Consider the following 21,381-nt stretch of genomic DNA (forward strand, 5'->3'; position numbering starts at 1 on the left):
TCCCTGAGGTCGCGAAAATCGCTGAGCGGCGCCACTCTACCCAGCGGAGCCCAGGGTCCGTAGCGCAGGAGCCAGGTCGCCGCGAGGCTCGATCCGGATCGCGTCGAGTCCGAGCCAGCCGGCGAGGCGCCCCAGCTCGGCCGACAGCTCCTCGGCGGTCTCCTCCGGGGCGTCCGGCTCGGCGTACGAGCCCTGGACCAGGAGCACGCCCGCCCTCCGGTCGGCCTTGAGGTCGACCCGGGCGACGATCCGGTCGCCGAGCAGGAACGGCAGCACGTAGTAGCCGTGCACGCGCTGCTCGGCGGGCACGTAGATCTCGATCCGGTAGTGGAAGTCGAAGAGGGCCTCGGTGCGCGCCCGCTCCCACACGACCGGGTCGAAGGGGCTGAGCAGGGCCCGGGCCGCGACGCGTCGGGGCAGCCGCGCGTCGCGGTGCAGGTAGGCGGGCCGGCGCCACCCGGCCACCGAGACGGGCACCAGCTCGCCGTCCTCGACCAGGGTCGCGACGGCGGCCGCGGTGTCGTCGACCGGCATCCGGTAGTAGTCACGCAGGTCCTGCACCGTGGCGACGCCGTGGGAGCGCGCGGCCCGGCGCACCAGCTCGAGGCCCGCCTCGGCGCGCGTCGGGGTCGGCCGCGCGAGCACGTCAGCGGGGATGACCCGCTCCGGCAGGTCGTAGCGGATCTCGAACTGGCTGTTGCGGCCCGCGATGGCGACCTGCCCGGACGTGTAGAGGTAGTCGAGCATGCGGCGGGTCTCCGACCAGTTCCAGCCCCACTGGTCCTTGGACCGGGGCAGCCCCTCGTCGAGGTCACGGGCCGTCGAGGCGCCGCGGTCGGCGATCTCGGCGAGCAGGTTGGCCTCCAGCGCGACGCTGTCGGGGGTCTCGGCGACGAAGCCCCACTTGCCGCGCTTGGCGCGGTAGTCGTCCATCCGGTGCTGCATCACCGGCCACAGCTCCACCGGCATGAAGGCCTGCACGTGGGCCCAGTACTCCACCACGCGACGCGGTCGCCGCTCGGCGGCCCGCTGCAGCAGCCCGACGTCGTACGGCCCCATCCGCGAGTAGAGCGGCATGAAGTGCGCGCGCTGCAGGACGTTGACCGAGTCGACCTGCAGGACACCGGTGCGCTCCAGCGTGCGCTGGAAGGTGCGCATCGTGGGCTCGGTGTGCGGCTTGTCCAGGAAGCCCTGCGCGGCGAGCGCCGTACGCCGGGCCTGGCGGACGCTCATCGACTCCATGGAGCGAGGCTAGAGGAACGTCCGGACAGCGCCTCCCCTCAGGGAAGGTCGAGGAGCTTCTCCTTCACGGCGTACATCACGGCTTCCATCCGGGAGTGCAGCTGCAGCTTCTCGAGGATGTTGCGCACGTGGTTCTTCACCGTGTTGTCGCTGATGAAGAGCTCCTTGGCGATCTCGCGGTTGTTCATGCCCTTGGCGACCAGCCGGAGCACCTCCAGCTCGCGGTCGGTCAGGCGCAGGCCGGAGGCGTGGTCACGCTCAGGGCGCGACATCTGCTTGAACTCGTCGATCAGCTTGACCGCCATCGACGGGCTGATCAACGACTGGCCGTCGGCGACGACCCGGACCGCCTGGGCGACCTCCTCGATGGAGGAGTCCTTCAGCAGGTAGCCGGCCGCGCCGCTCTTGACCGCCTCGTAGAGGTCGGCCTCCTCGTCGGAGACGGTGAGCATCACGATCTTGGCGGTCGGCACGGCCTCCTTGATCGCCAGGCAGGCCTCGATGCCGGAGCGCTTGGGCATCCGGATGTCGAGGAGCACGACGTCGGGCGCGGTGCGCTCGGCGAGGGCGGTGCCCTCGATGCCGTCACCGGCCTCGCCGACGACCTCGACACCGGGCTCGACGCCCAGCAGCATCGTCAGCCCGCGGCGGAAGAGCTCCTGGTCGTCGACCACGAGCACTCGGATCGGTTCGCGACCCGGTTCGGTCGTCAGCTCGGACACCGGGGCATCATGGCACGACTGGGCCCCCTTTCGCCCACATCCGGGTGATCCGACACGACGACGGGGTGGCCCGTCCGGACCACCCCGTCGTACGCACGGGCCTCGCGAGGCCTCAGAGGCTGCTCTCGAGGTCGAGCGAGATCACCCCGTAGTCGTAGCCACGGCGTCGGTAGACCACCGCCGGCCGCTCGCTCTCCTTGTCCACGAACAGGTAGAAGTCGTGGCCGACCAGCTCCATCTCGTAGAGCGCCTGGTCGAGCGTCATCGGATCCGCCGCGTGCGTCTTCTCGCGCACGACGAGCGGGCCGTCACCCGTGACCGAGATGGGTCCCACCTGACGGTCGATGGTGACGACGTCGTCGTCCACCGTCTCGGTCGTGGTCGCGGGGGTGCCGTTGGCCAGCGCCTGCCCCACCGACACGGGGGCGTGCCGGCCGTGGTGGACGCGACGGCGGTCGGAGGCGCGGCGCATCTGGGAGGCCATCTTGTCGAGGGCCAGGTCGAGTGCGGCCATCTTGTCGACCGCACAGGCCTCGGCCCGGATGACGGGCCCCTTGGAGAGCGCCGTCAGCTGCACCCGTACGGCGCGGTCGGCCTGGCGCGGGTTGCGTTCCTTCTCCACCTCGACGTTCACCCGGATTATCCGATGGTCGTGCTTCTCCAGCCGCGTCAGCTTCTCCTCGACGTGACTTCGGAATCGATCTGACAGCTCGATGTGTCGACCCGTGACCACAACTTCCATGTGAACCTCCCGATTGCACAGCTTGCTTCTCGGTGTTTGGCGGTCAACCCCGGACGTGCCCGCTCAGGGGCACGCCGGAGAGTGGAGCCCGTCCGGCCGACCTGGTCTTCGACCCCACAATCGCCTGCTGAGGCTCTCGCAGCTTCTCTGCCACTACTGACCTTCTCCCGACCGCCGTCGCATCTGACGACGGGGCCGAGGCAGGACTTACCACTAAGCCGCACCGTGATCGACGTCCACTCCGCAGTGCGGAGCAGAGCGTCTTACGTGGACCGTTTCGCCTGCGACTGGCATCGGCTAGCCGAACGGGCGCCCGGTCAGACCGAGGCGCCTGGACGACGCAACCACGGACCCGGACGGACTCCATGATGAGACGTTAGTCCGTCGGGTCGGAGGACGAAAGGCCCCGGGCCCCTCCGGTCGGCCTCCGGCGGCGTGTCGCGGCGACCGCCGCGACCGCGGCCACCTCCAGCCCGACCGCCTCCAGGGCCCGCTGGGTCTCGCGCAGGGTGGCCCCGGTGGTCACGACGTCGTCGCAGACGACGATCCGGGCGTGCGTACGCCGAGCCGCCAGCCTGCGCAGCAGCTCGGTCGGGCAGTGCATCGAGCCGGCGAGGTTCGCCGCACGCGCGCTCGCACCCAGTCCGGCCTGGTCCACCGCGCCCGGCCGGCAGCGGAGCAGCTGCATCGCCGTGACGTCGTACCCGTCGTGCCGCAGCAGGCGCGCGGTGCGTGCCGTCACCCGGCCCATCGGGTCGTGCCCCCGTGCGCGGACGACCCCCGGCCGCGACGGCACCGGGACCAGGACGACGGGGCCGGCCTCCGAGGAGGCGAGCGCGGCCCGGACCGCCTGGTGGAGCAGCCCGGCGAGCGGTCCGCGCAGCCCGAGGAGCCGGCGCTCCTTGTGCCCGATCACCAGGGCGCGCACCACCCCGTCGTACTCGGCCGCCGCCCAGGGCGGCACCAGCCCGGCGGGCACCGGGTCCGGCCACGCCGGGCGGCCCCCGGTCGGCAGCTCGCGGGCGCAGGTCGGGCAGAGCACCCGGCCCGGGCGCAGGCAGCCGGCGCAGCACCCCCCGAGGAGGAGGTCCGCAGCGGCGTCGACGAGCTCGCCCCAGGTGTCTCGCAGCACCCGACGATGCCACCACCGGCGCCGCCCCGGCTCAAGCAGGGCGCCGGCCGCCTGTGGACGAGGGGCTCAGCCGACGTACGTGACGCCGGTGGTGCCCTCCGCGAGCGGGATCACTCGACGGTTGGCGGCCGACAGGTTGACCAGGGTGCGACGGCTCAGCCCGTAGAGCGCCTCGTCCGTCACCGGGGAGCCGGCGAGCGCGCTCAGTCCGCCCTCCACCGTGGTCGAGATGCCCTCGACCGCCGGCGAGCCGTCGATCGACGCGGCCCGGAGCTGGACAAGGGACTCCGTGCCGGTGAACGGGCTGAGGATGGCGAGGCTCGTCGGGTTGCGCCACGCGATGGCGCGCACCGGCAGGTCGCTGTCGGGAGCGTCGGAGATCGAGCGGGCCGGCGTGGCGAAGAGGACCCGCCCGTTGCGGCTGTGCGCGACCCGACTGACCACGATCTCGTCACCGGTCGGTCGGCGTACGACCGCGACCAGCCGGGTGCCGTCGCGCGAGATCAGGAAGCTGCGCACCCGCAGCCCGGAGATGCCGGGGACGTCGAGCGCGTGCTGGCGGTCGCCGCTGACCCAGGACACCCGGGCGCCGGTCGAGGTCCGGTCGACCAGCCACATCCGGTCGGCGAAGTCCCACGCCGGGGGCAGCAGGTCCTGGGCGCCGGACACCACGGACCGAGCCTTCGAGTCGTCGCGTCCGCTCACCGGTCCCGCGACCACCCCGGTGCCGTCGGTGGTGACGCCGGCGGCCTCGGTGGCGGTCAGGCTGATGCCGACGCTGCGCAGCCCGAGCGCGGTCCGGCCGAGGGGGCCGCTCACGGCCTCGAGCGTGCTACCGGTGCCGGACGCCAGCAGCCCGTCCCGCAGCCCGTAGAGCAGCGGGCTGGCCTGGAAGCCGGCCGGGTCGAACTCGGCACCGCCGTCCACGCGGTACGCCGTCGCGCCACCCGGCAGCGGGACCGGGTCGCCGTTGACGGAGACGCGCAGGGCCGTGATCCGGACGTCCTGCCGCAGCGTCCAGGCCAGCTGGGCCATCATCAGCTCGGTCACCTCGGGGCTGAGCTGGCCGGCATCGCCCTTGAGCCCGATGTCGGCGACGCCGTCCCGGGAGATCGGCACCGACAGGTTCACGGTCAGACCCGGCGGCAGGTAGCTCTTCACCACCCGGTCCAGGCCCGGGCCGGGCCCGAGCAGCAGCGCCTGGGTGAGGGTGCTGGCCAGCTGCTTGCCGCCGGGCACGTAGACCGGCTCGGGTGCGAGCGTGCCGGCCGTCGGGTCGAAGAAGTAGAGCGAGACCTGCTGGAAGCGTCGCGAGAACCAGGCCTCCGGCACGATCAGCGCGTCCGGCGCCTGGTCGATGCGCCACTCGCCCTTCTCGAAGGCCATCGGGAAGCTGATCGTGCGCTGCGACGCGGGCACGGCACCTTGCCAGGCGCCCTGGGCGTCCAGGCGGTCCGGGTCGATGAGCGTCGCCGACACCCCGGCGGCGCTCTCGTCGACGCGCGGGGAGCCGCCGTACGTGATGGTCTCGTCCTCGGGGGTCCAGGTCGCTGCGGCGTCGTCGGTGAGGAACTCGCGCGCCGTGTTGGTCTGGATCGGCGTCGCCGTCATCGCGTTCAGGAAGCCCCGCACGATGTCGGCCCGGGTGTCGCCGGTCTGCGGCGGCTTGGGGTCGATGTAGGTGCCCTGGTCGCCCGAGGCTCCGCCGCCCGAGTGGGTCTCGACGACGGGGCCTGCGCCGGGCATGGACACGCACCCGGAGAGCAGGCCGGCGAGCAGGGCTCCGGCCACGGTGGCGAGGACCCGCCGTGGGCGCCTCACGGCACCGGCTCCGTCACGTCGGTGGGGACCAGCGGCAGCGGGCTCTGCCGCAGGACGCCGCCGGCGCGACGCGGCAGCGTCAGCCGGAACTGGGCGCCCTCGCCGGGCCGGCCCCACGCCTGCAGCCACCCCCCGTGCAGGTGGGTGTCCTCGAGCGAGATCGACAAGCCCAGGCCGGTGCCACCGCTGGTCCGGGCCCGCGCCGGGTCGGCACGCCAGAACCGGTTGAACACCATCGCCGCCTCGCCCGGGGCGAGGCCGACGCCGTAGTCGCGGACCGCGATCGCGGCCGCGTGGTCGTCGCCCTCCACGAGGACGACGATGTCGCCGCCGGTGCGGTCGGTGCCGGTGTGGTCGATCGCGTTGGCGACCAGGTTGCGGACGACCCGCTCCACCCGTCGTACGTCGGCCTCGGCCAGGCACGGGTGGCCCGGCGACTGGACGACGACCTCGACGTTGCGCTGCCGGGCCAGGGGCCGGGTGGCGTCGACGATGCGGTGGGCGACGTCGACCAGGTTGATGTCGTCGAGCTCGAGCACGGCCGCCCCGGCGTCGAACCGGCTGATCTCGAGCAGGTCGGCCAGCAGCGTCTCGAAGCGGTCGAGCTCGATCTGCAGGAGCTCGGCGGCCCGGGCCGTCGCCGGGTCGAAGTCGGCACGCGCGTCGTGGAGCACGTCACCGGCCATCCGCACGGTGGTCAACGGCGTACGCAGCTCGTGGGAGACGTCGGAGACGAAGCGTCGCTGGACCCGGCTGAGCTCCTCGAGCTGACGGATCTGGCGCTGCAGGTTGCTGGCCATCTGGTTGAACGACGTCGCGAGCCGCGCGAGGTCGTCCTCGCCGGACACGCGCAGGCGCTCCTGGAGCTGGCCGGCCGCGAGCCGCTCCGCGACCTGGCGGGCCATCCGGATCGGCGTGACCACCTGCCGCGTCACCAGCCAGACCGTGGCGGCCACGAGCAGGACGAGGAGGATGGCGGCCGTGACGAGCGCCCGGGTGACCAGCGCCATCGTCTCCTCCTGCTCGTCGAGCGGGAAGAGGTAGTAGAGCGTGTACGTCCGGGCGTCGGCGGGCAGCAGCACCTGGGAGCCCACCACGATGCCGGGCGAGGAGCTCGTGACGCCCTGGGCGTCCGTGGTCCGGATGGTCGTGTAGGTCCAAGCGCTGGGGGCCTCCTTGTCGAAGTGCTCCTCGAGCGAGACTGGGACGCTGCTGGTGTCGAGCCCCCGGGTGAAGTTGGTGCCACCGTCGGCGATCCGCCCTCCGGGACCGGTGGGACCGGCCAGGACCACGGAGAACCCACGGGTGTCACCGCGCTGGATGATCGGGTCCGCCAGGTCGCGCTGCTGGCTGGCCACGTCGGCGTCGGTGGGCGAGGCCGCCTCCAGCCGGACGCGTGCCTCGGCGGTCTCGTCGTTGGCCTCCCCCACGACCGCCTGGACCCGGTGGTCGAGGAGACCGTCGCGGATCTGCTGCAGCAGGTACCACCCGACCACGCTGATCACGACCGTGGACAGCAGCAGCGTGCTGGCGACGACGCGCGCCTGGATGGACCGACGCCAGAAGGTCAGTCCCCGGCGTACCGGCCTCGGCAGCCAGTGCGTCCCTCGGGGGCGCAAGTGCAGCATGGGTGAGCCTTACGCCGTCCCGGCCTTGTAGCCGACGCCGCGGACGGTGACGACGATCTCGGGGCTCTCGGGGTCGTGCTCGACCTTGGAGCGCAGCCGCTGGACGTGCACGTTGACCAGGCGGGTGTCCGCGGCGTGCCGGTAGCCCCAGACCTGCTCGAGGAGGACCTCGCGGCTGAACACCTGCCAGGGCTTGCGCGCCAGGCAGACCAGCAGGTCGAACTCCAGCGGTGTCAGGCTGATCGGGACGCCGTCGCGCGCGACGGCGTGGCCGGCGACGTCGATCGCCAGGTCGCCGATGGTGAGGTTCTCCTGGGTGGGCTCGTCGAAGCGGCGGATCCGCGCCCGGATCCGGGCGACCAGCTCCTTGGGCTTGAACGGCTTGACCACGTAGTCGTCGGCGCCCGACTCCAGCCCGACGACGACGTCGACGGTGTCACCCTTGGCCGTGAGCATGACGATCGGGACGCCGGACTCGGCGCGGATCTCCTTGCACACGTCGATGCCGTCCTTGCCGGGCAGCATCAGGTCGAGCAGGACCAGGTCGGGGCGGTAGCTGCGGAAGACGTCGATCGCGTCGTCGCCGCGCGTCACCATGCGGCTCTCGAAGCCCTCCTGACGCAGCACGATCGTCAGCATCTCCGCGAGGGACGCGTCGTCGTCGACCACGAGGATCCGTCCCTTGGTGGACGCCTCGCTCGGGAGACCGGAGGGTGCTCCGGCGGGCTCGCTCATGCTCTCCATAGTGCCAGCCCGCCGCCCGAGCCCTCAGTATCGGTACTGGTCAGACTTGTACGGGCCTGCGACGTCGACGCCGAGGTACTGGGCCTGGACGTCGGTCAGGGTCGTCAGCTTCACACCGAGGGAGTCGAGGTGCAGCCGGGCGACCTCCTCGTCGAGGTGCTTCGGCAGGACGTAGACGCCGACCGGGTAGGCCTCGGGCTTGGTGAAGATCTCGATCTGCGCGAGCACCTGGTTGGTGAAGGAGTTCGACATCACGAACGACGGGTGGCCGGTCGCGTTGCCGAGGTTCATCAGGCGACCCTCGGAGAGCACGATGATCGCGTTGCCCGTCGGGAACGTCCACACGTCGACCTGCGGCTTGACGTTCTTGCGGACGACGCCCTCGAAGGTCTCGAGGCCGGCCATGTCGATCTCGTTGTCGAAGTGGCCGATGTTGCCCAGGATCGCGTTGTGCTTCATCTGGGACATCTGCTCGACCGTGACGACGTCCTTGTTGCCGGTCGCGGTGATGATGATGTCGGCGACGTCGAGCACGTCGTCGAGGGTGGAGACCTGGTAGCCGTCCATCGCCGCCTGCAGCGCGCAGATCGGGTCGATCTCGGTGACGATCACGCGGGCACCCTGGCCACGCAGCGACTCCGCGCAGCCCTTGCCGACGTCGCCGTACCCGCACACGACCGCGACCTTGCCGCCGATGAGGACGTCGGTGGCGCGGTTGATGCCGTCGATCAGCGAGTGGCGGCAGCCGTACTTGTTGTCGAACTTGGACTTGGTGACCGAGTCGTTGACGTTGATGGCCGGGAAGAGCAGCGAGCCCTCACGCATCATGTCGTAGAGGCGGAGCACACCGGTGGTGGTCTCCTCGGTGACGCCCTTGAGCTCGCCGGCGATCTTGGTGTAGCGGTCGCTGCTCTCGGCGAGCGACGCGTTCAGCACGTCGAAGACGATCTTCTGCTCATGGCTCTTGGCCGAGGCCGGGTCGGGCGCCTGGCCCGACTTCTCGGCGTCGACGCCGAGGTGGACCAGCATCGTGGCGTCGCCACCGTCGTCGAGGATCATGTTGGCGAAGCTGTCACCGGGCCAGTTCAGGATCTGCTGGGTGCACCACCAGTAGTCCTCCAGCGTCTCGCCCTTCCAGGCGAAGACGGGGACGCCCTGCGGGTCCTCCGGAGTGCCGTGGGGGCCGACCGCGATCGCGGCCGCGGCGTGGTCCTGCGTCGAGAAGATGTTGCACGACGCCCAGCGCACCTCGGCACCGAGCGCGACCAGCGTCTCGATGAGCACGGCGGTCTGGATGGTCATGTGCAGCGAACCCGCGATCCGAGCGCCGGCGAGCGGCTTCTCGGCGCCGTAGCGCTCGCGCATTGCCATGAGGCCGGGCATCTCGTGCTCGGCGAGCTCGATCTCGGTGCGGCCGAAGTCGGCCAAGCTGAGGTCAGCGACCTTGAAGTCCATTGCTGCTCCTGGGATCTGAAGGCGGGACACTCCCTGCGAGTTCGAGATTAGAACGCGTCACACCCAACCGAAGAATCCTCGACGCATTCCGTCCCGGGGCTCTCGCGAGCGGTTATCCACAGGCCTCCGGGCGGTTGTTTCACGCTCGCGGCCGACGGGGAATGATCGGCGGCGTGAGCCGTGCTCGGGCGGTCCTCGCCCTCTCCTCGTTGCTCCCGGTGCTCCTGCTCGCCGGGTGCTCCGACGACGAGCCCCAGCCGAAGTTCGGGCCGACGCCGTCGGCCACGGCTCCGACCTCTGCCTCGACCGCCTCGTCGAGCGCTGCCGCGCTGGGTCCCGAGGAGACCGTGCGTGCGTGGGTGGATGCGCAGAACATCGCGCTCAGGACTGGAGACACTTCTCGACTCGAAGCACTGAGCCACGACCCGTGCAAGACCTGCGACCAGTTCATCGACCCGATCGCTCAGGTGTACTCCGACGGAGGCAGCTTCCAGGGCGGGGCATGGACAGTCGCCGCAGCCAAGGCCCGGTCTCAGACCGAATCGCGAACCGTGGTCGATGTGGGCGTTGAGGTGGACGGCGGCTCCACAAAGAAGTCATCACAGGCTCAGCCGGTCAAGTATGAAGCCGACAAGCACATCATGGAGTTCCGGCTTGTTGCGGACGGCGATGACTGGGCAATCTCTTTCATCGGATTTCTGTCGTGAGACGTGTGGCCGTTGTTGTTGCCGCTTCCTCTATAGCGGGGCTCCTACCAGTGTGGCCAGCCCAGGCAGCGTGCTCCTGGTCCAGCAGCGGGCAGAGCCTGAACGGCATCGTGCAGGTGCATGCTGAGAAGAGTTGCGACGGGTCATCCCATGGAGGAAAGCAGACCGGCACCGCCCCTCCTCGAGACTCAGATTGGGATGCAACGTGCGTCCGAACTGCGCTCGCCGTGGATCTCGACCCGGCCGCGTTTTGCGATCTCCCCCCGTCCGCGATCACACCACAAGTGACGCCCGGGCGCGTTGCTCGAGCCTTCCAGCGACTCCCGCTCCCGGCAGCGGAGCTGGTGGTGCAGCCGCCGAAGGGTCGGACGCTGGTGAACTTCGAGACGAACTTCTACACCGAGCAGGGTGAGTTCACCCGCACGATGCGGTTGCTGGGGCGGCGGGTGGAGCTGCGGATCTGGCCTGCGTCGTTCGGGTGGCGCTTCGGTGACGGCCAGTCCCAGCGCTCGACGTCGCCGGGTGCGGCGTACCCGGACCTGGAGATCACCCACCGCTACCTGAAGGAGGGTCGGGTGAGTCCGAGTGTGGACACGACGTATGCGGCGCAGTTCCGCGTCGGGGGTGGTCCGTGGCGCGACGTGGCCGGGACCGTCACCATTGCGGGCAGCCCGCAGTCCTTGCGGGTCGTCGAGGCCCGCCCGGTCCTGGTCGGCGGCTGAGGGCGGGCGGTGGGATGTCCACCGTTCCGGGTGGGTGATTCGGTGGATCACCCACCGCCACCCCTCCGCGCCCCAGCGAGCGGTGGGTTGTCCACCGTTCGGGTTGGGTGATTCGGTGGACCACCCACCGCCACCCCTCCAGCCCCGGGCCTGCGGTGAGTTGTCCACCCTTCCGCGGCCAGATTCGGTGGACCACCCACCGCCAGCCCGCGCCACCGCACGCCAGCGGTGGGCTGTCCACCGTTTCGGACCAGACACTCGGTGGATTGCCCACCGCCAACCCCACGAGTCGGGTCAGTGAGCGGAGGCCTTGGCCCGCTTCGGGACGAGCTGGAGCACGCCGAGCACCAGGGCGCCGATGACGAAGCCGAAGACGGCCGAGGCGAAGGTGTTGGTGAGCCAGCCGGCGATGCTTCCGAGCGTGCCGCCGATGGCGTGGTGCACCTCGTGCTCGAGGTGGTGGACGAAGTCGTACGGCGCGTGCCAGCCGAGCTCGTCGAGGCCGACCAGCTCGATGTGGCCACCGACCCAGAGCATCGCGGCGATGCCGACGACCGAGATCGTGGCGAGCAGCTTGGGGGTGCCGACCAGCAGGCCGTGACCGATCTTCGTGGCGATGCCGGAGGAGCGCTGGGAGAGGTGAAGGCCGATGTCGTCGAGCTTCACGATGATCGCGACGACGCCGTACACGGCGATCGTGATCGCGATCGCGACGACGACCAGGATCACGAGGCGGCTGAGGAACGGCTCGTCGGCGACCTCGTTGAGCGCGATCACCATGATCTCGGCGGACAGGATCAGGTCGGTGCGGATCGCGCCCGCGACCATCGCCTTCTCGGCGTCCGCGCCGACCAGGCCGACGGGCACGGCGTGGTGCTCGTGCCCGCGGATCCGGGCCCAGACCTTCTCGAAGCCCTCGTAGCAGAGGTACGCGCCGCCGACCATCAGGATCGGGGTGAGCAGCCAGGGCAGGAACTGGCTCAGCAGGAGCGCGATCGGCAGGATGATGACCAGCTTGTTGCGCAGCGAGCCGATCGTGATCCGCTTGATCATCGGCAGCTCGCGGTCGGCGGTCACGCCGTGGACGTACTGCGGGGTCACCGCCGTGTCGTCGACGACCACGCCCGCGGCCTTCGTCGTGGCCCGACCGGCCGCGGCACCGACGTCGTCCACCGACGCGGCGGCCAAGCGGGCGAGCGCGGCGACGTCGTCGAGCAGTGCGAAGAGCCCTCCAGCCATGCGGGAACGCTAGCGGACGACCCTGTGCTCCCCGACCTCGGAGGCTCCCTGGTGGTGCAACCCGGCGTCGACGCCGGCCTCGATCTCGGCCTGCACGTCGGGCTGCACCTGGTCCTTGGCGGCCGTCAGGTCGACGGCGTGGTGCAGGTGCCGCTCGGCGTACCCGAGCGGGTCGACCAGGTGGGTGAGGCGCGAGGAGACCGGGCGCCAGGCGAGCAGGAGCGAGAGCAGTACGGCGCACGTCGTGGTCACGCCGAACGCGATCACCACGTGGTCGGTCGCCCAGTCACTCCAGCCGGCGTAGCCCGCGCCCTTCACCACGAAGCCGTGGAAGAGGTAGACGACCAGCGTGGCCGAGCCCATCCGTGCGAACCAGCCGTCGATCCGCGGCACCAGCGCGAAGAAGGCCCACGCCCCGAGCGTGCCCACGGCGAGCACCAGGCTGCGCGTCAGCAGGGCGTGGAGGTCGTCGCCGTACCCCATCTCGTCGTAGCGGGAGCGGTAGTAGAGCCACTCGGTGCTCGCCCAGGCGTCGGTCCAGGTGGTCAGCACCCAGATGCCCACCAGCACGCCGACCGCCGCGACCTGCGCCGGCGTCCGGCGCAGCAGCTCCAGACGCTCCGGGGTCGCCTTGAGCCCCATCACGAAGAAGGGCAGCAGCCCGAGGACGCGCGCCATGTCGAGGGTGTTGCCGGCGTACATGCCGGCCACCAGGCTGACGGCGACCGCGACGACCAGGCCGCCCCACATCGGCTTGAAGACGGGCGTGAGCAGCCGCCAGAAGAACATCGCCGCGAGGTACCACATCGGCCAGTGGGGGTCCTGGAAGAGGTTCTGCAGGTCCTCCCCGCCGACGTACACGCGGAAGAGCGCCAGCGCGCACTCGAAGACGACGTACGGCACCACCACGGTGCGGAACAGCTGCCACAGCCGGACCTTGGAGTAGACGAAGCTGCGCGAGAGGTAGCCGGTGACGAAGACGAACGCCGGCACGTGCCAGGCGTAGAGGAAGTCGTAGAGGTGCCCGCCGACGTCGCTGCTCGGCAGCAGGGTCCAGGAGTGACCGACGACGACCAGCGTCACCAGCATCATCTTGGCGTTGTCGAACCAGGGGTCGCGGGTCGCGGTCTGGATCGGCACCTCTCCGGTTTACCCGGAGTCGCCGCGAATCACTCCTCGACGAAGCCGATTCTCAGGTACTCCGCAGCGTACGTACCGCTGAGCAACAGCGACGCGTAGCGCGCGACCTCGGTCCGGGCGTCGGTGGTGACGGTCTCGACCCGCACCCGCCTCTCGGCTGCGGCGGCGAGCAGCCGGCCCCGCTGCTCGCGTACGACGGCGTCCTCGGACCCGTCGTCGAGGACCAGCAGCATCGGGCGTCGCTCGCCGTCGTCGTCGGCGAACGGGTCGTCGAAGACGTCGCGCTGGCGGGCCGCCTCGATGACCGGCAGCAGGTGCTCGGCGTCGCCGGCGAGCGCGGAGCGCCCGGTCGCGCGACGGATCGACTCCGCCACCCGACGCGCGGCCCGTGCGGCGAGCACCGAACCACCCCAGACCACCGGGTTGGCGTCGGCCAGCGCGATCGCGAGCATCTTGGCGGGGTTGACGGCGAGGTCGCGGTGCGGCGAGCAGGAGATGGCGACGGCATCGAGCGCCTCGGCCACCTGGTCGGCGTCGGTGCGCGGTCCGAGCGAGACCCGGTCGAGGTAGTCGAGCACCACGACGGCGGTGGCCAGCTGGTCCTGCGTGGTCGTCGGCAGGAGCGTGCTCCACCGGCCGGCGGCGTGCTCGGCCACCATCGACCCGGGCGGGCACGCCACAACCAGCTGGCAGCCGCGGCGCACGGCCTCGGCGACGGCGGACGCGGCGCCCGTGTCGCTGCCGTCGGGCGCGAGCACGACGACCAGGTCCAGGCTTCCGGCCCAGCCCGGCAGGGCGGGTGCCGGCCACGCCACGAACGGCACGGGGCACCACGGCTCGAGGACCGCACGCAGCAGCCGCGAGTCGGGGCCGGCCGCGATCACGGCCCGGGGCCGCGAGAGGTCCTCGGCGCGGCGGACCGCCTCGGCGGTGGCCTCCGCGGCCTCGCCGGACGTACGGCGTACCCGCGCGCCCGACTCGGCCAGGGCGCGCAACCCGAGGTCTCGGGTGCCGAGCACGGCTTCGTCGTCGAGACGGGACTCGTCGAACCAGGTGGCCATCACGGACGCCCTAGGAGGGCTTGCGGGCCTCGTCGACCAGCAGCACCGGGATGCCGTCGCGGACGGGGTAGATCAGCCCGCAGCCCTGGCAGACCAGCTCCTCCCCCACGACGACGACGTCGGCCCGGCAGGCCGGGCAGACGATGATCTCGAGCAGGGCGGGGTCCAGGTCGGTCATCGGTCACTCCTGATCTGGGCGAGCACGGCGTCGCGGGTGCGCACCATGGTCTCCTCGTCGCGGCCCTCGGCGTTGAGGCGGAGCAGCGGCTCGGTGTTGGACGGTCGGACGTTGAAGCTCCAGTCGACGTGGCTGACGGTGAGGCCGTCGAGCCGGTCGGTCGTGACGCCGTCCTGCGCGGCGTACGCCGCCTCGATCTCGGCCGTCACGCCGGCCTGGTCGGCGACCTCGGAGTTGATCTCGCCGCTGAGGACGTAGCGGTCGAACTGCGCCAGCAGCTCCGAGAGCGGACGCTCGGTCTCAGCCAGCGCGGCCAGGGTGTGCAGCGCGGCGAGCATGCCCGAGTCGGCACGCCAGAAGTCGCGGAAGTAGAAGTGACCGCTGTGCTCGCCGCCGAAGATGGCACCGGTCTCGGCCATGGTGGCCTTGATGTAGGAGTGCCCCACCCGGGTGCGCACGGGCTTGCCGCCGAGCTCGAGGACGATCTCGGGGACCGAGCGGCTGGTGATCAGGTTGTGGATCACGGTCGCACCGGGCTCCTTGGCGAGCTCGCGGGAGGCGATCAGCGCGGTCAGCGTCGACGGCGACACCGCCTCGCCACGCTCGTCGACGATGAAGCACCGGTCGGCGTCGCCGTCGAAGGCGAGCCCGATGTCGGCGCCCTCGGCGACCACGCGGGCCTGGAGGTCGACCAGGTTGGCCGGCTCGATCGGGTTGGCCTCGTGGTTTGGGAAGCTGCCGTCGAGGTCGAAGTACAGCGGGACCAGGTCCACCTGGTCGCCGAGCCGGCCGAAGACGGCCGGAGCGGTGTGGCCGGCCATGCCGTTGCCGGCGTCGGCGACGACCTTGAGGCGCCGGCCGACGACCGGCGCCAGCGAGAGGAGGTGCGCGGCGTACGCCTCGAGGACGTCGTGCTCGCTGATCGAGCCGGTCGGGCCGACCACCGGGCGGGGCGAGGCCACGAGATCCCGGATCTCGGCGAGGCCGGTCTCCATGCCCACCGGCGTGGCGAAGGCCCGGCACATCTTGATGCCGTTGTACTGCGCCGGGTTGTGGCTCGCGGTGAACATCGCACCGGGGTGGCCGAGGTGCCCGGAGGCGAAGTAGAGCTGGTCGGTCGACGCGAGCCCGATCATCACCACGTCGGCACCCGCCTCGCTGGCGCCGGCCGCGAAGGCGCCGGCCATGCCCGGCGAGCTGGGGCGCATGTCGTAGCCGACCACGACGGTGGCGGCACCCACGACCTGGGCGAAGGCCCGTCCGGTCGCGTGGGCCAGCTGCTCGTCGATCTGGTCGGGGACCGTGCCGCGGACGTCGTACGCCTTGAAGACGGCGTGGAGGTTCGCGGGGTCGAGGGTGTCGGCCATGCCCGAAGACTAGTGGTGCGAGGAGCTCAGTCGGTGGTCAGGACGCGCAGGTGACCACGACGGCCGGTCTCGCGTCCGGTCTCCTCGGCCGGCGCGACCCGCAGCGGCGCGACCGGGCGGCCGGCCTCGCGTACGGCGTCCGCGAGCGCGAGCAGGTCGTCGCTCGAGGGACCCTGGGACGACAGGTCCGCCGCGAGCCGGAGCACCTCCCAGCCACGGGGCGCCGAGAGCCGCTCGCTGTGCGCCTCGCACAGGTCGTAGGCATGCGGCTCGGCGTAGGTCGACAACGGGCCGAGGACCGCTGTCTGGTCCGCGTAGACGTAGGTCAACGTCGCGACCGCGGCTCGGCCGCAGGCTGTGCGCGAACAGCGGCGGGCAGGACTCACGTCGCAGACGGTACCTCCCATCCGGGAGCGCGCCGATTAGGCTCGCGGCATGGATCACGCGGGTACGTCGGAGGGGCCGCGACGTCCACGCATCCGGGACCGTCGGGGGCGAGGCATGCGGGGCCCGGCGATCATGCCGACCGTGCCCGGTCGATCGGAGCAGCGCACCTCGCGCGAGCGCTTCGACGACCTGGCGCTCGGCATCGTCACCGAGATCGACGAGCGCTGGCAGGACCGTCTGGGCCTCGTGGAGTACGCCGTCGAGGACACCCCCCAGATCCCCGACGACTGGTCACTGGACACGGTGCCGCTGTCGTCGCTGGTGCGCGGGTCGGGCTCGACGCCGACCCGGCTGGTGCTCTTCCGCCGGCCGATCGAGCACCGGTCCGACAACCGTGGCGAGCTCGAGGCCCTGCTGCTCACCGTGATCGTCGAGCAGGTCGCGGAGCTGCTCGGGATCGACGCCGAGGATGTCGATCCGCGCTACGAGGGCCTGTAGGACCCGTCAGGAGAGCCCCGGGCGCACCTGCGGCACCAGCCCGTTGCTCACCGGGACGGTCAGCGGGAGCACGGAGGCGCCGGCCTTGGCGCTGGTCACGACGGCCCCGGTCAGCGACGTGCGCGAGGGCAGCACGCTGAGCTGCCGGCTCGACGGCGGCAGCCGGACGACGACCCCACGGCCGGGCACGATCTCCGCCTTCACCTGCTTGAGCGACGATCCGTCGGCGGCCCGCGCGACGACCGTGACGGCACCGGCGCCGCTCACCGCCGACAGCACGACCCGGCGGTCAGCGGCCGCCGAGCCGGTGGCCGGCTCTGCGGGCAGCAGCACCGTCGACTCCGTGTCGAAGGACGCCCCGACCGCCGTGAGCGACAGGTCCTTGCGGACCAGCGACCGCATCGACGCGGTCACCGGGCCGGACGCGCTGATCGAGATGCCGATCGCGCCGTCGTCGACGGCCTGGTTGACGATCGCCGTGACCGGGACCCGCACCACGCTCTGCGGCGGCACCCGGATCGGCTCGACGCCGTCGGGCGCGAAGACCGACTCGGTGTCGATGACCTTGAGTTCGGCGCGGACCTCGTCGTCGCCCGGGTTGGCGATCGTGAGGGTGCGGGTGCCGGTGCCGGGCGCGATGCCGAGCAGCAGGTTGTCGGCCGTCGGCTCGGCCTGGCCGGCCATCCAGTCCTGGGTGAGCGGGTCGGAGCCGACCCGGTCGTAGCGGTCGAGCACGCTCGCGCCGATCCGGCCGCGGGTGGTGACGACCTCGAGGGCGAGGTCGTCGGTGCGCGGGATCGACGTGCTGAGGTCGAGGCGCACGCTGGTGCCGCCGCGCACGGACACTCCGTGCAGGGCGGGCGCGTCGACGACACCGTCCCGGCCGTGGACGGTGATGTCCGCGACGGCGGTGCCCGAGTCGGGGTTGGTCAGCTCGAGGACCGAGCGGTGGCTGGCTCCCGCACCCACGCCGGTGAACCACCGGCTGGCGGTCGGCGGCGCGCAGCCCGCGACGGCCTTCTCGTCGCCGCCGGAGCGACCGGCCACCAGCCCGGGCGCCGCGTCGTCGACACCCGAGACGGCGGACGCGGCCTTGTCGTCGGCGGAGGTCACCTGGCCGGAGACGAGGTCCACGTCGGTCGCGTCGTCGCCGAGCCCGACACTCACCTGGCCGGTCACGTCGTCGGCGACGGTGGTCACGGCGACGGCGGGGGCACCCGGGAGCGCCGCGGGACAGATCAGCGTGGCGGCGGTCAGCGTCGTCCGGCTCGGCGGGTACGTCGCGTCGGCCGGCGTGGCGTCCGGGCGCACGAGCAGGAGCATCGCCGCGCTCAGCAGCGGCAGGACCACCGCGAGCACCAGCGTCAGGTTGACCCGGCTGCGCCGCGCAGCCGTACGACGTCCGCCGCTCATGCCGACCTCCTGGGGTTGGTCGTGGGCAGGCAGAGGACGGCGACCACCACGGCGCCCACGCCCTGCAGGACGAGGAGCAGGACCCGCAGCCAGGACACCGGCCCCTCGAGGGCGCTCGCGTCCAGCGGGCGGTCGACCTGCCAGGCACGGGTGGTCCGCTCCTCGGCGCTGGCCTGCACCAGCCCCGACGTCGCGTCCAGCACCGCGGACACGTCGCCGTCGGCCGGGGTGGGCAGCACGACGTACTCGATCCCGCTCGCCGCCAGGTCGTCGACGACCGCCTTCGTCGGTCGCGAGACCAGGGCCCGCACGTCGGCACTGAAGTCGGTGTCCTCCGCGGTGAGGTTGGTGATCTCGTCCTCGCCGACGGTGACGCCGTCCCCGCGCCGGACCGTGTAGGTCAGCCCGTCCTCGACGCTGCCGCGGATCACCAGGATGCCGTGCTCGGGCCCCTCCTCGGAGCTCTGGATCATGTAGACCGGGATGTCGGTGTCGATCCCGTCGGCGATCGCCGGCTCGTCACCGAGCCACCACGCGAAGCCGCCCACCGGCACGGCCGCCGCCACCACGATCAGCGCGACCGCGACCACACGACGCCACGACGCCTGCTCGACGCCGAGGCCGACGGCGCCGATCGCGACGGCGACCACGAACGCGCCCTGGAGCACCACGACGGGCACCCCGAGGCCGGCGTCGACCGTGGACGCGGCCAGGTCGAAGGAGAGCGTCCCGAGCACCGCGGCCAGGACGCTGGCGACCAGGGCGACGACCCAGCAGACCAGCACGGGGATCCGGGTCGCCCGCGGCAGCAGCGCGAGGAGCGCCAGCACCACGAGCACGACGCCCAGCCACATCGGGGCGCCGAGCCCGTCGAGGCGACCGCTGACCAGGTCGACCGTGTCGGCGGTCGGCGTCGGCAGCCGGCCGGTGTCGAGCAGCAGACCGGGCGCCGCCGAGCGCTGGATCGCCGGGATCCACCACGGCGACAGCAGCACCGGCACCACGCCGATCGCCGTCGCGGGCGGTCCCCAGACCGTGCGGTCCCGGACCACGCCGCGGACGACGAGCGCGGCCCCGGCGACGACGACGAGCCCGAGCAGCGCCGCGAGCAGCCAGAGCACCGGCGCGAACGCCGCACCCAGGGCGAGCAGCAGGCCGACCCGCCAGGCGGCGCGCCACCGACGGTCGGGCGCAGGGTCGGCGAAGCCCAGGGCGGCGTGCGCGAGCCACGGCAGGATCGCGGCGACCACGACGAGCCCGATCCGGCCGTCGCCCCAGGCGCCGCAGACCACCGGGACCAGGCTCCACGTGGTGGCTCCCCACAGCAGCACCCAGCGCGAGGCGCCGGTGAAGACGACCAGCCGGCCGACGACCCGTAGGAAGCGCCACGCACCCCACAGGGAGAAGGGCACGGCGGCCACGAGGACCACCGACACCGCCGCGGAGGGACTGCCGCCGAGCAGGGTCGCGAGCAGCGCCATCGGCAGGACGTACGCCGGCGCGGGGACCGCCGTACCCGTGCCGAGCGGGTGCCAGGTCTCCACCTGCAGGCGCCACCAGTCACCGGCGCCGGCCGGCACCGGCGACAGGCCACCACCGGCGACGGAGCCGTACGCCGCGCGCGCGGCGACCAGCGCCAGGATGACGACCAGAGCGGTCGTCAGGGCCACCGGGTTGGTGAGGAAGCGGGCCAGGAAGCCGGCGTCGGCGCCGATCTCGTCGTCGTCCTCGGAGGTCGACCGGGGGGCGTGGCTCGCCGGCGCGCGCTCGGCGGCCGCGGCGCGGCGGCGGTCGGCCACGTCCTGGGCCTGGTTGGTGGCCGCGGCCACCAGGTCGCCGAGGAAGTCGAGGCCGTGGCGGTAGGGCACCCACCACGGCGACAGCAGTGGTCGGGCCCGGTCGAGGTCGGCGCGGGGCTGCTCGCGCCGTGACCGGCGGGCGGTGCGCACCTCCCCCGGGTGGGCGTAGAGGGAGACCAGCGCGGCGAGCTCGTCGAGCGCCTCGCCGACCGACCGCACGACCAGGAAGCCGATCATCCGCAGCAGCGTCCCGAAGGCGAGGCGGACCACCAGCCAGGGCAGCTTGCGTCCCGGGGCGTTGGCGAGCAGCGTGTAGAGGGCGGCGCGGCGCTCCTGGTAGTGCGTGTGCCGGCCGGTCAACGACGTGCGCCGGGCACCGCGGTGCGCCGCCTCCGCGTGGAAGACGACGGCGTCGGGGACGATCAGCGTCGTGTGCCCGGCGGCCGCGGCGCGCCAGCCGAAGTCGATGTCGTTGCCGAAGATCGGCAGCTGGGGGTCGAAGCCGCCCAGGGCCTCGAGCACGGTACGCCGCACCAGCATGCCGGCGGTGTTGACCGCGAGGACGCGTCGTACCTCGTCGTGCTGGCCCTGGTCGTACTCGCCGCGCTCCAGCCCGGTCTCGCGCCGGCCGGTGCCGCTGATCGTGATGCCCAGCTCGAGGAGACGCTTGAGCGAGGGCCACTCGCGCAGCTTGGGCCCGAGGATCTCGGCGTCGGGGTGTGCGGCCGCCGCGGCCAGGAGCGCCGCCAGCGCCCCCGGGTCGGCAGACGCGTCGTCGTGCAGGATCCAGACCCACTCCGGGGCCTCGCCGCGCTCGCGCAGCCGCTCCAGGCCGAGCGCGACCGCGGCCGGGAAGGAGGTCGACCCCGGCGCCCGGAGCACGTCGCCGAAGGCCGCGGCCACCAGGTCCGCACTGCGGTCCTTGCTGCCGGTGTCGACGGCGACGACGCTGCTCAACGGCGTGCGCTGCGCCCGGATCCCGTCGATGACGGCGGGCAGCCAGCGCTCGCCGTCATGACTGACGAGCAGAGCAGCGACGGAGGAAACCACGATCCCGAACCCTAACGGCCGGGTGATGACCGTTCCGATTCGGCGGTGGTGCCCGCCGCCGCCGGCAGTGCTAGACCGCGCGCTTCTTCAGCTTGCGGCGCTCACGCTCCGAGAGACCGCCCCAGATGCCGAAGCGCTCGTCGTTCATCAGTGCGGAGTCGAGGCAGTCGTCTCGCACCTCGCACGTGAGGCAGACCTTCTTGGCCTCCCTCGTGGATCCTCCCTTTTCAGGAAAGAACGCCTCGGGGTCAGTCTGTGCGCAGAGCGCACGGTCCTGCCATCCCGCTTCCTCGGCGTCCCCGTCGAGGAGAAAAAGTTCTCTCACGGCACTCGC

20 protein-coding genes are annotated in these 21,381 nt (G+C 72.0%); 3 read left to right on the forward strand and 17 right to left on the reverse strand.

Going from position 1 to position 21,381, the window contains the following annotated elements; genetic code table 11:
* Window positions 1-36: 36 nt before the first annotated feature.
* The 8 genes from N542_RS0102295 to ahcY all read right to left on the reverse strand — a co-directional run bounded on the left by N542_RS0102295 (window position 37) and on the right by ahcY (window position 9,486).
* Window positions 37-1,242, reverse strand: coding sequence for a winged helix-turn-helix domain-containing protein (locus tag N542_RS0102295; protein WP_028642549.1), 1,206 nt, complete (start codon window positions 1,240-1,242; stop codon window positions 37-39).
* Between the two features lie 38 nt (window positions 1,243-1,280).
* Window positions 1,281-1,964, reverse strand: a complete 684-nt coding sequence (locus N542_RS0102300) for a response regulator (protein WP_028642550.1) — start codon at window positions 1,962-1,964, stop codon at window positions 1,281-1,283.
* Between the two features lie 112 nt (window positions 1,965-2,076).
* Window positions 2,077-2,706: a ribosome hibernation-promoting factor, HPF/YfiA family gene (hpf, locus tag N542_RS0102305; protein ID WP_028642551.1), complete on the reverse strand. Its 630-nt coding sequence runs from the start codon at window positions 2,704-2,706 to the stop codon at window positions 2,077-2,079.
* Between the two features lie 376 nt (window positions 2,707-3,082).
* The gene (locus N542_RS0102310; RefSeq protein WP_028642552.1) at window positions 3,083-3,838 is read right to left on the reverse strand and encodes a ComF family protein; all 756 of its coding nucleotides are present in this window, start codon (window positions 3,836-3,838) and stop codon (window positions 3,083-3,085) included.
* A gap of 66 nt (window positions 3,839-3,904) precedes the next feature.
* The gene (locus N542_RS0102315) at window positions 3,905-5,659 is read right to left on the reverse strand and encodes an LpqB family beta-propeller domain-containing protein (RefSeq protein WP_036505980.1); all 1,755 of its coding nucleotides are present in this window, start codon (window positions 5,657-5,659) and stop codon (window positions 3,905-3,907) included.
* On the reverse strand, window positions 5,656-7,287 hold the full coding sequence (gene mtrB, locus N542_RS0102320; RefSeq protein WP_028642554.1) for an MtrAB system histidine kinase MtrB: 1,632 nt from the start codon (window positions 7,285-7,287) through the stop codon (window positions 5,656-5,658). The genes N542_RS0102315 and mtrB overlap by 4 nt, the downstream gene beginning before the upstream one ends.
* A 9-nt stretch (window positions 7,288-7,296) precedes the next feature.
* Window positions 7,297-8,031: an MtrAB system response regulator MtrA gene (gene mtrA, locus N542_RS0102325; protein WP_269319756.1), complete on the reverse strand. Its 735-nt coding sequence runs from the start codon at window positions 8,029-8,031 to the stop codon at window positions 7,297-7,299.
* A 24-nt stretch (window positions 8,032-8,055) separates the two neighbouring features.
* The gene (gene ahcY, locus N542_RS0102330; protein ID WP_028642556.1) at window positions 8,056-9,486 is read right to left on the reverse strand and encodes an adenosylhomocysteinase; all 1,431 of its coding nucleotides are present in this window, start codon (window positions 9,484-9,486) and stop codon (window positions 8,056-8,058) included.
* Between the two features lie 173 nt (window positions 9,487-9,659).
* On the opposite strand from ahcY, the gene N542_RS0102335 reads away from it, so the two are divergent.
* Window positions 9,660-10,193, forward strand: a complete 534-nt coding sequence (locus N542_RS0102335; RefSeq protein ID WP_155992824.1) for a DUF6318 family protein — start codon at window positions 9,660-9,662, stop codon at window positions 10,191-10,193.
* Window positions 10,194-10,567: 374 nt separating this feature from the next.
* Entirely contained in the window at window positions 10,568-10,915 is a 348-nt protein-coding gene (locus N542_RS26295) for a hypothetical protein (protein ID WP_231482386.1), read from the forward strand.
* Between the two features lie 294 nt (window positions 10,916-11,209).
* Here N542_RS26295 and N542_RS0102345 read toward each other — a convergent pair whose 3' ends face one another.
* From N542_RS0102345 to N542_RS0102370, 6 genes are read right to left on the reverse strand one after another with little or no spacing between them, the layout of a single operon-like run.
* Complete coding sequence (locus tag N542_RS0102345) at window positions 11,210-12,154, reverse strand: DUF808 domain-containing protein (protein WP_028642558.1); 945 nt, start codon at window positions 12,152-12,154, stop codon at window positions 11,210-11,212.
* Between the two features lie 9 nt (window positions 12,155-12,163).
* Complete coding sequence (locus N542_RS23005) at window positions 12,164-13,294, reverse strand: acyltransferase family protein (RefSeq protein WP_051551298.1); 1,131 nt, start codon at window positions 13,292-13,294, stop codon at window positions 12,164-12,166.
* A gap of 29 nt (window positions 13,295-13,323) precedes the next feature.
* Window positions 13,324-14,355, reverse strand: a complete 1,032-nt coding sequence (locus tag N542_RS0102355) for an SIS domain-containing protein (protein ID WP_028642559.1) — start codon at window positions 14,353-14,355, stop codon at window positions 13,324-13,326.
* A gap of 10 nt (window positions 14,356-14,365) precedes the next feature.
* Window positions 14,366-14,533, reverse strand: a complete 168-nt coding sequence (locus N542_RS26990) for a Trm112 family protein (protein WP_081794967.1) — start codon at window positions 14,531-14,533, stop codon at window positions 14,366-14,368.
* Window positions 14,530-15,900: a phosphomannomutase/phosphoglucomutase gene (locus tag N542_RS0102365; protein ID WP_028642560.1), complete on the reverse strand. Its 1,371-nt coding sequence runs from the start codon at window positions 15,898-15,900 to the stop codon at window positions 14,530-14,532. The genes N542_RS26990 and N542_RS0102365 overlap by 4 nt, the downstream gene beginning before the upstream one ends.
* A 26-nt stretch (window positions 15,901-15,926) precedes the next feature.
* Window positions 15,927-16,286 carry a DUF3499 domain-containing protein gene (locus N542_RS0102370; protein WP_028642561.1) on the reverse strand — a complete coding sequence of 120 codons (360 nt, stop codon included), beginning with the start codon at window positions 16,284-16,286 and terminating at the stop codon, window positions 15,927-15,929.
* A 133-nt stretch (window positions 16,287-16,419) separates the two neighbouring features.
* Here N542_RS0102370 and N542_RS0102375 point away from each other — a divergent pair, with 133 nt between their 5' ends.
* On the forward strand, window positions 16,420-16,785 hold the full coding sequence (locus N542_RS0102375) for a metallopeptidase family protein (RefSeq protein ID WP_231482390.1): 366 nt from the start codon (window positions 16,420-16,422) through the stop codon (window positions 16,783-16,785).
* 6 nt (window positions 16,786-16,791) lie between these two features.
* Here N542_RS0102375 and N542_RS0102380 read toward each other — a convergent pair whose 3' ends face one another.
* From N542_RS0102380 to N542_RS0102390, 3 genes are all read right to left on the reverse strand, one after another.
* Complete coding sequence (locus N542_RS0102380) at window positions 16,792-18,198, reverse strand: DUF5719 family protein (protein WP_028642563.1); 1,407 nt, start codon at window positions 18,196-18,198, stop codon at window positions 16,792-16,794.
* Window positions 18,195-21,047, reverse strand: a complete 2,853-nt coding sequence (locus N542_RS0102385; RefSeq protein ID WP_028642564.1) for a glycosyltransferase family 2 protein — start codon at window positions 21,045-21,047, stop codon at window positions 18,195-18,197. The genes N542_RS0102380 and N542_RS0102385 overlap by 4 nt, the downstream gene beginning before the upstream one ends.
* A gap of 70 nt (window positions 21,048-21,117) precedes the next feature.
* Entirely contained in the window at window positions 21,118-21,372 is a 255-nt protein-coding gene (locus tag N542_RS0102390; protein ID WP_028642565.1) for a WhiB family transcriptional regulator, read from the reverse strand.
* Between the last annotated feature and the right edge of the window lie 9 nt (window positions 21,373-21,381).

It is taken from the genome of Nocardioides sp. URHA0020 (assembly GCF_000620705.1).
Taxonomy (GTDB): domain Bacteria; phylum Actinomycetota; class Actinomycetes; order Propionibacteriales; family Nocardioidaceae; genus Nocardioides.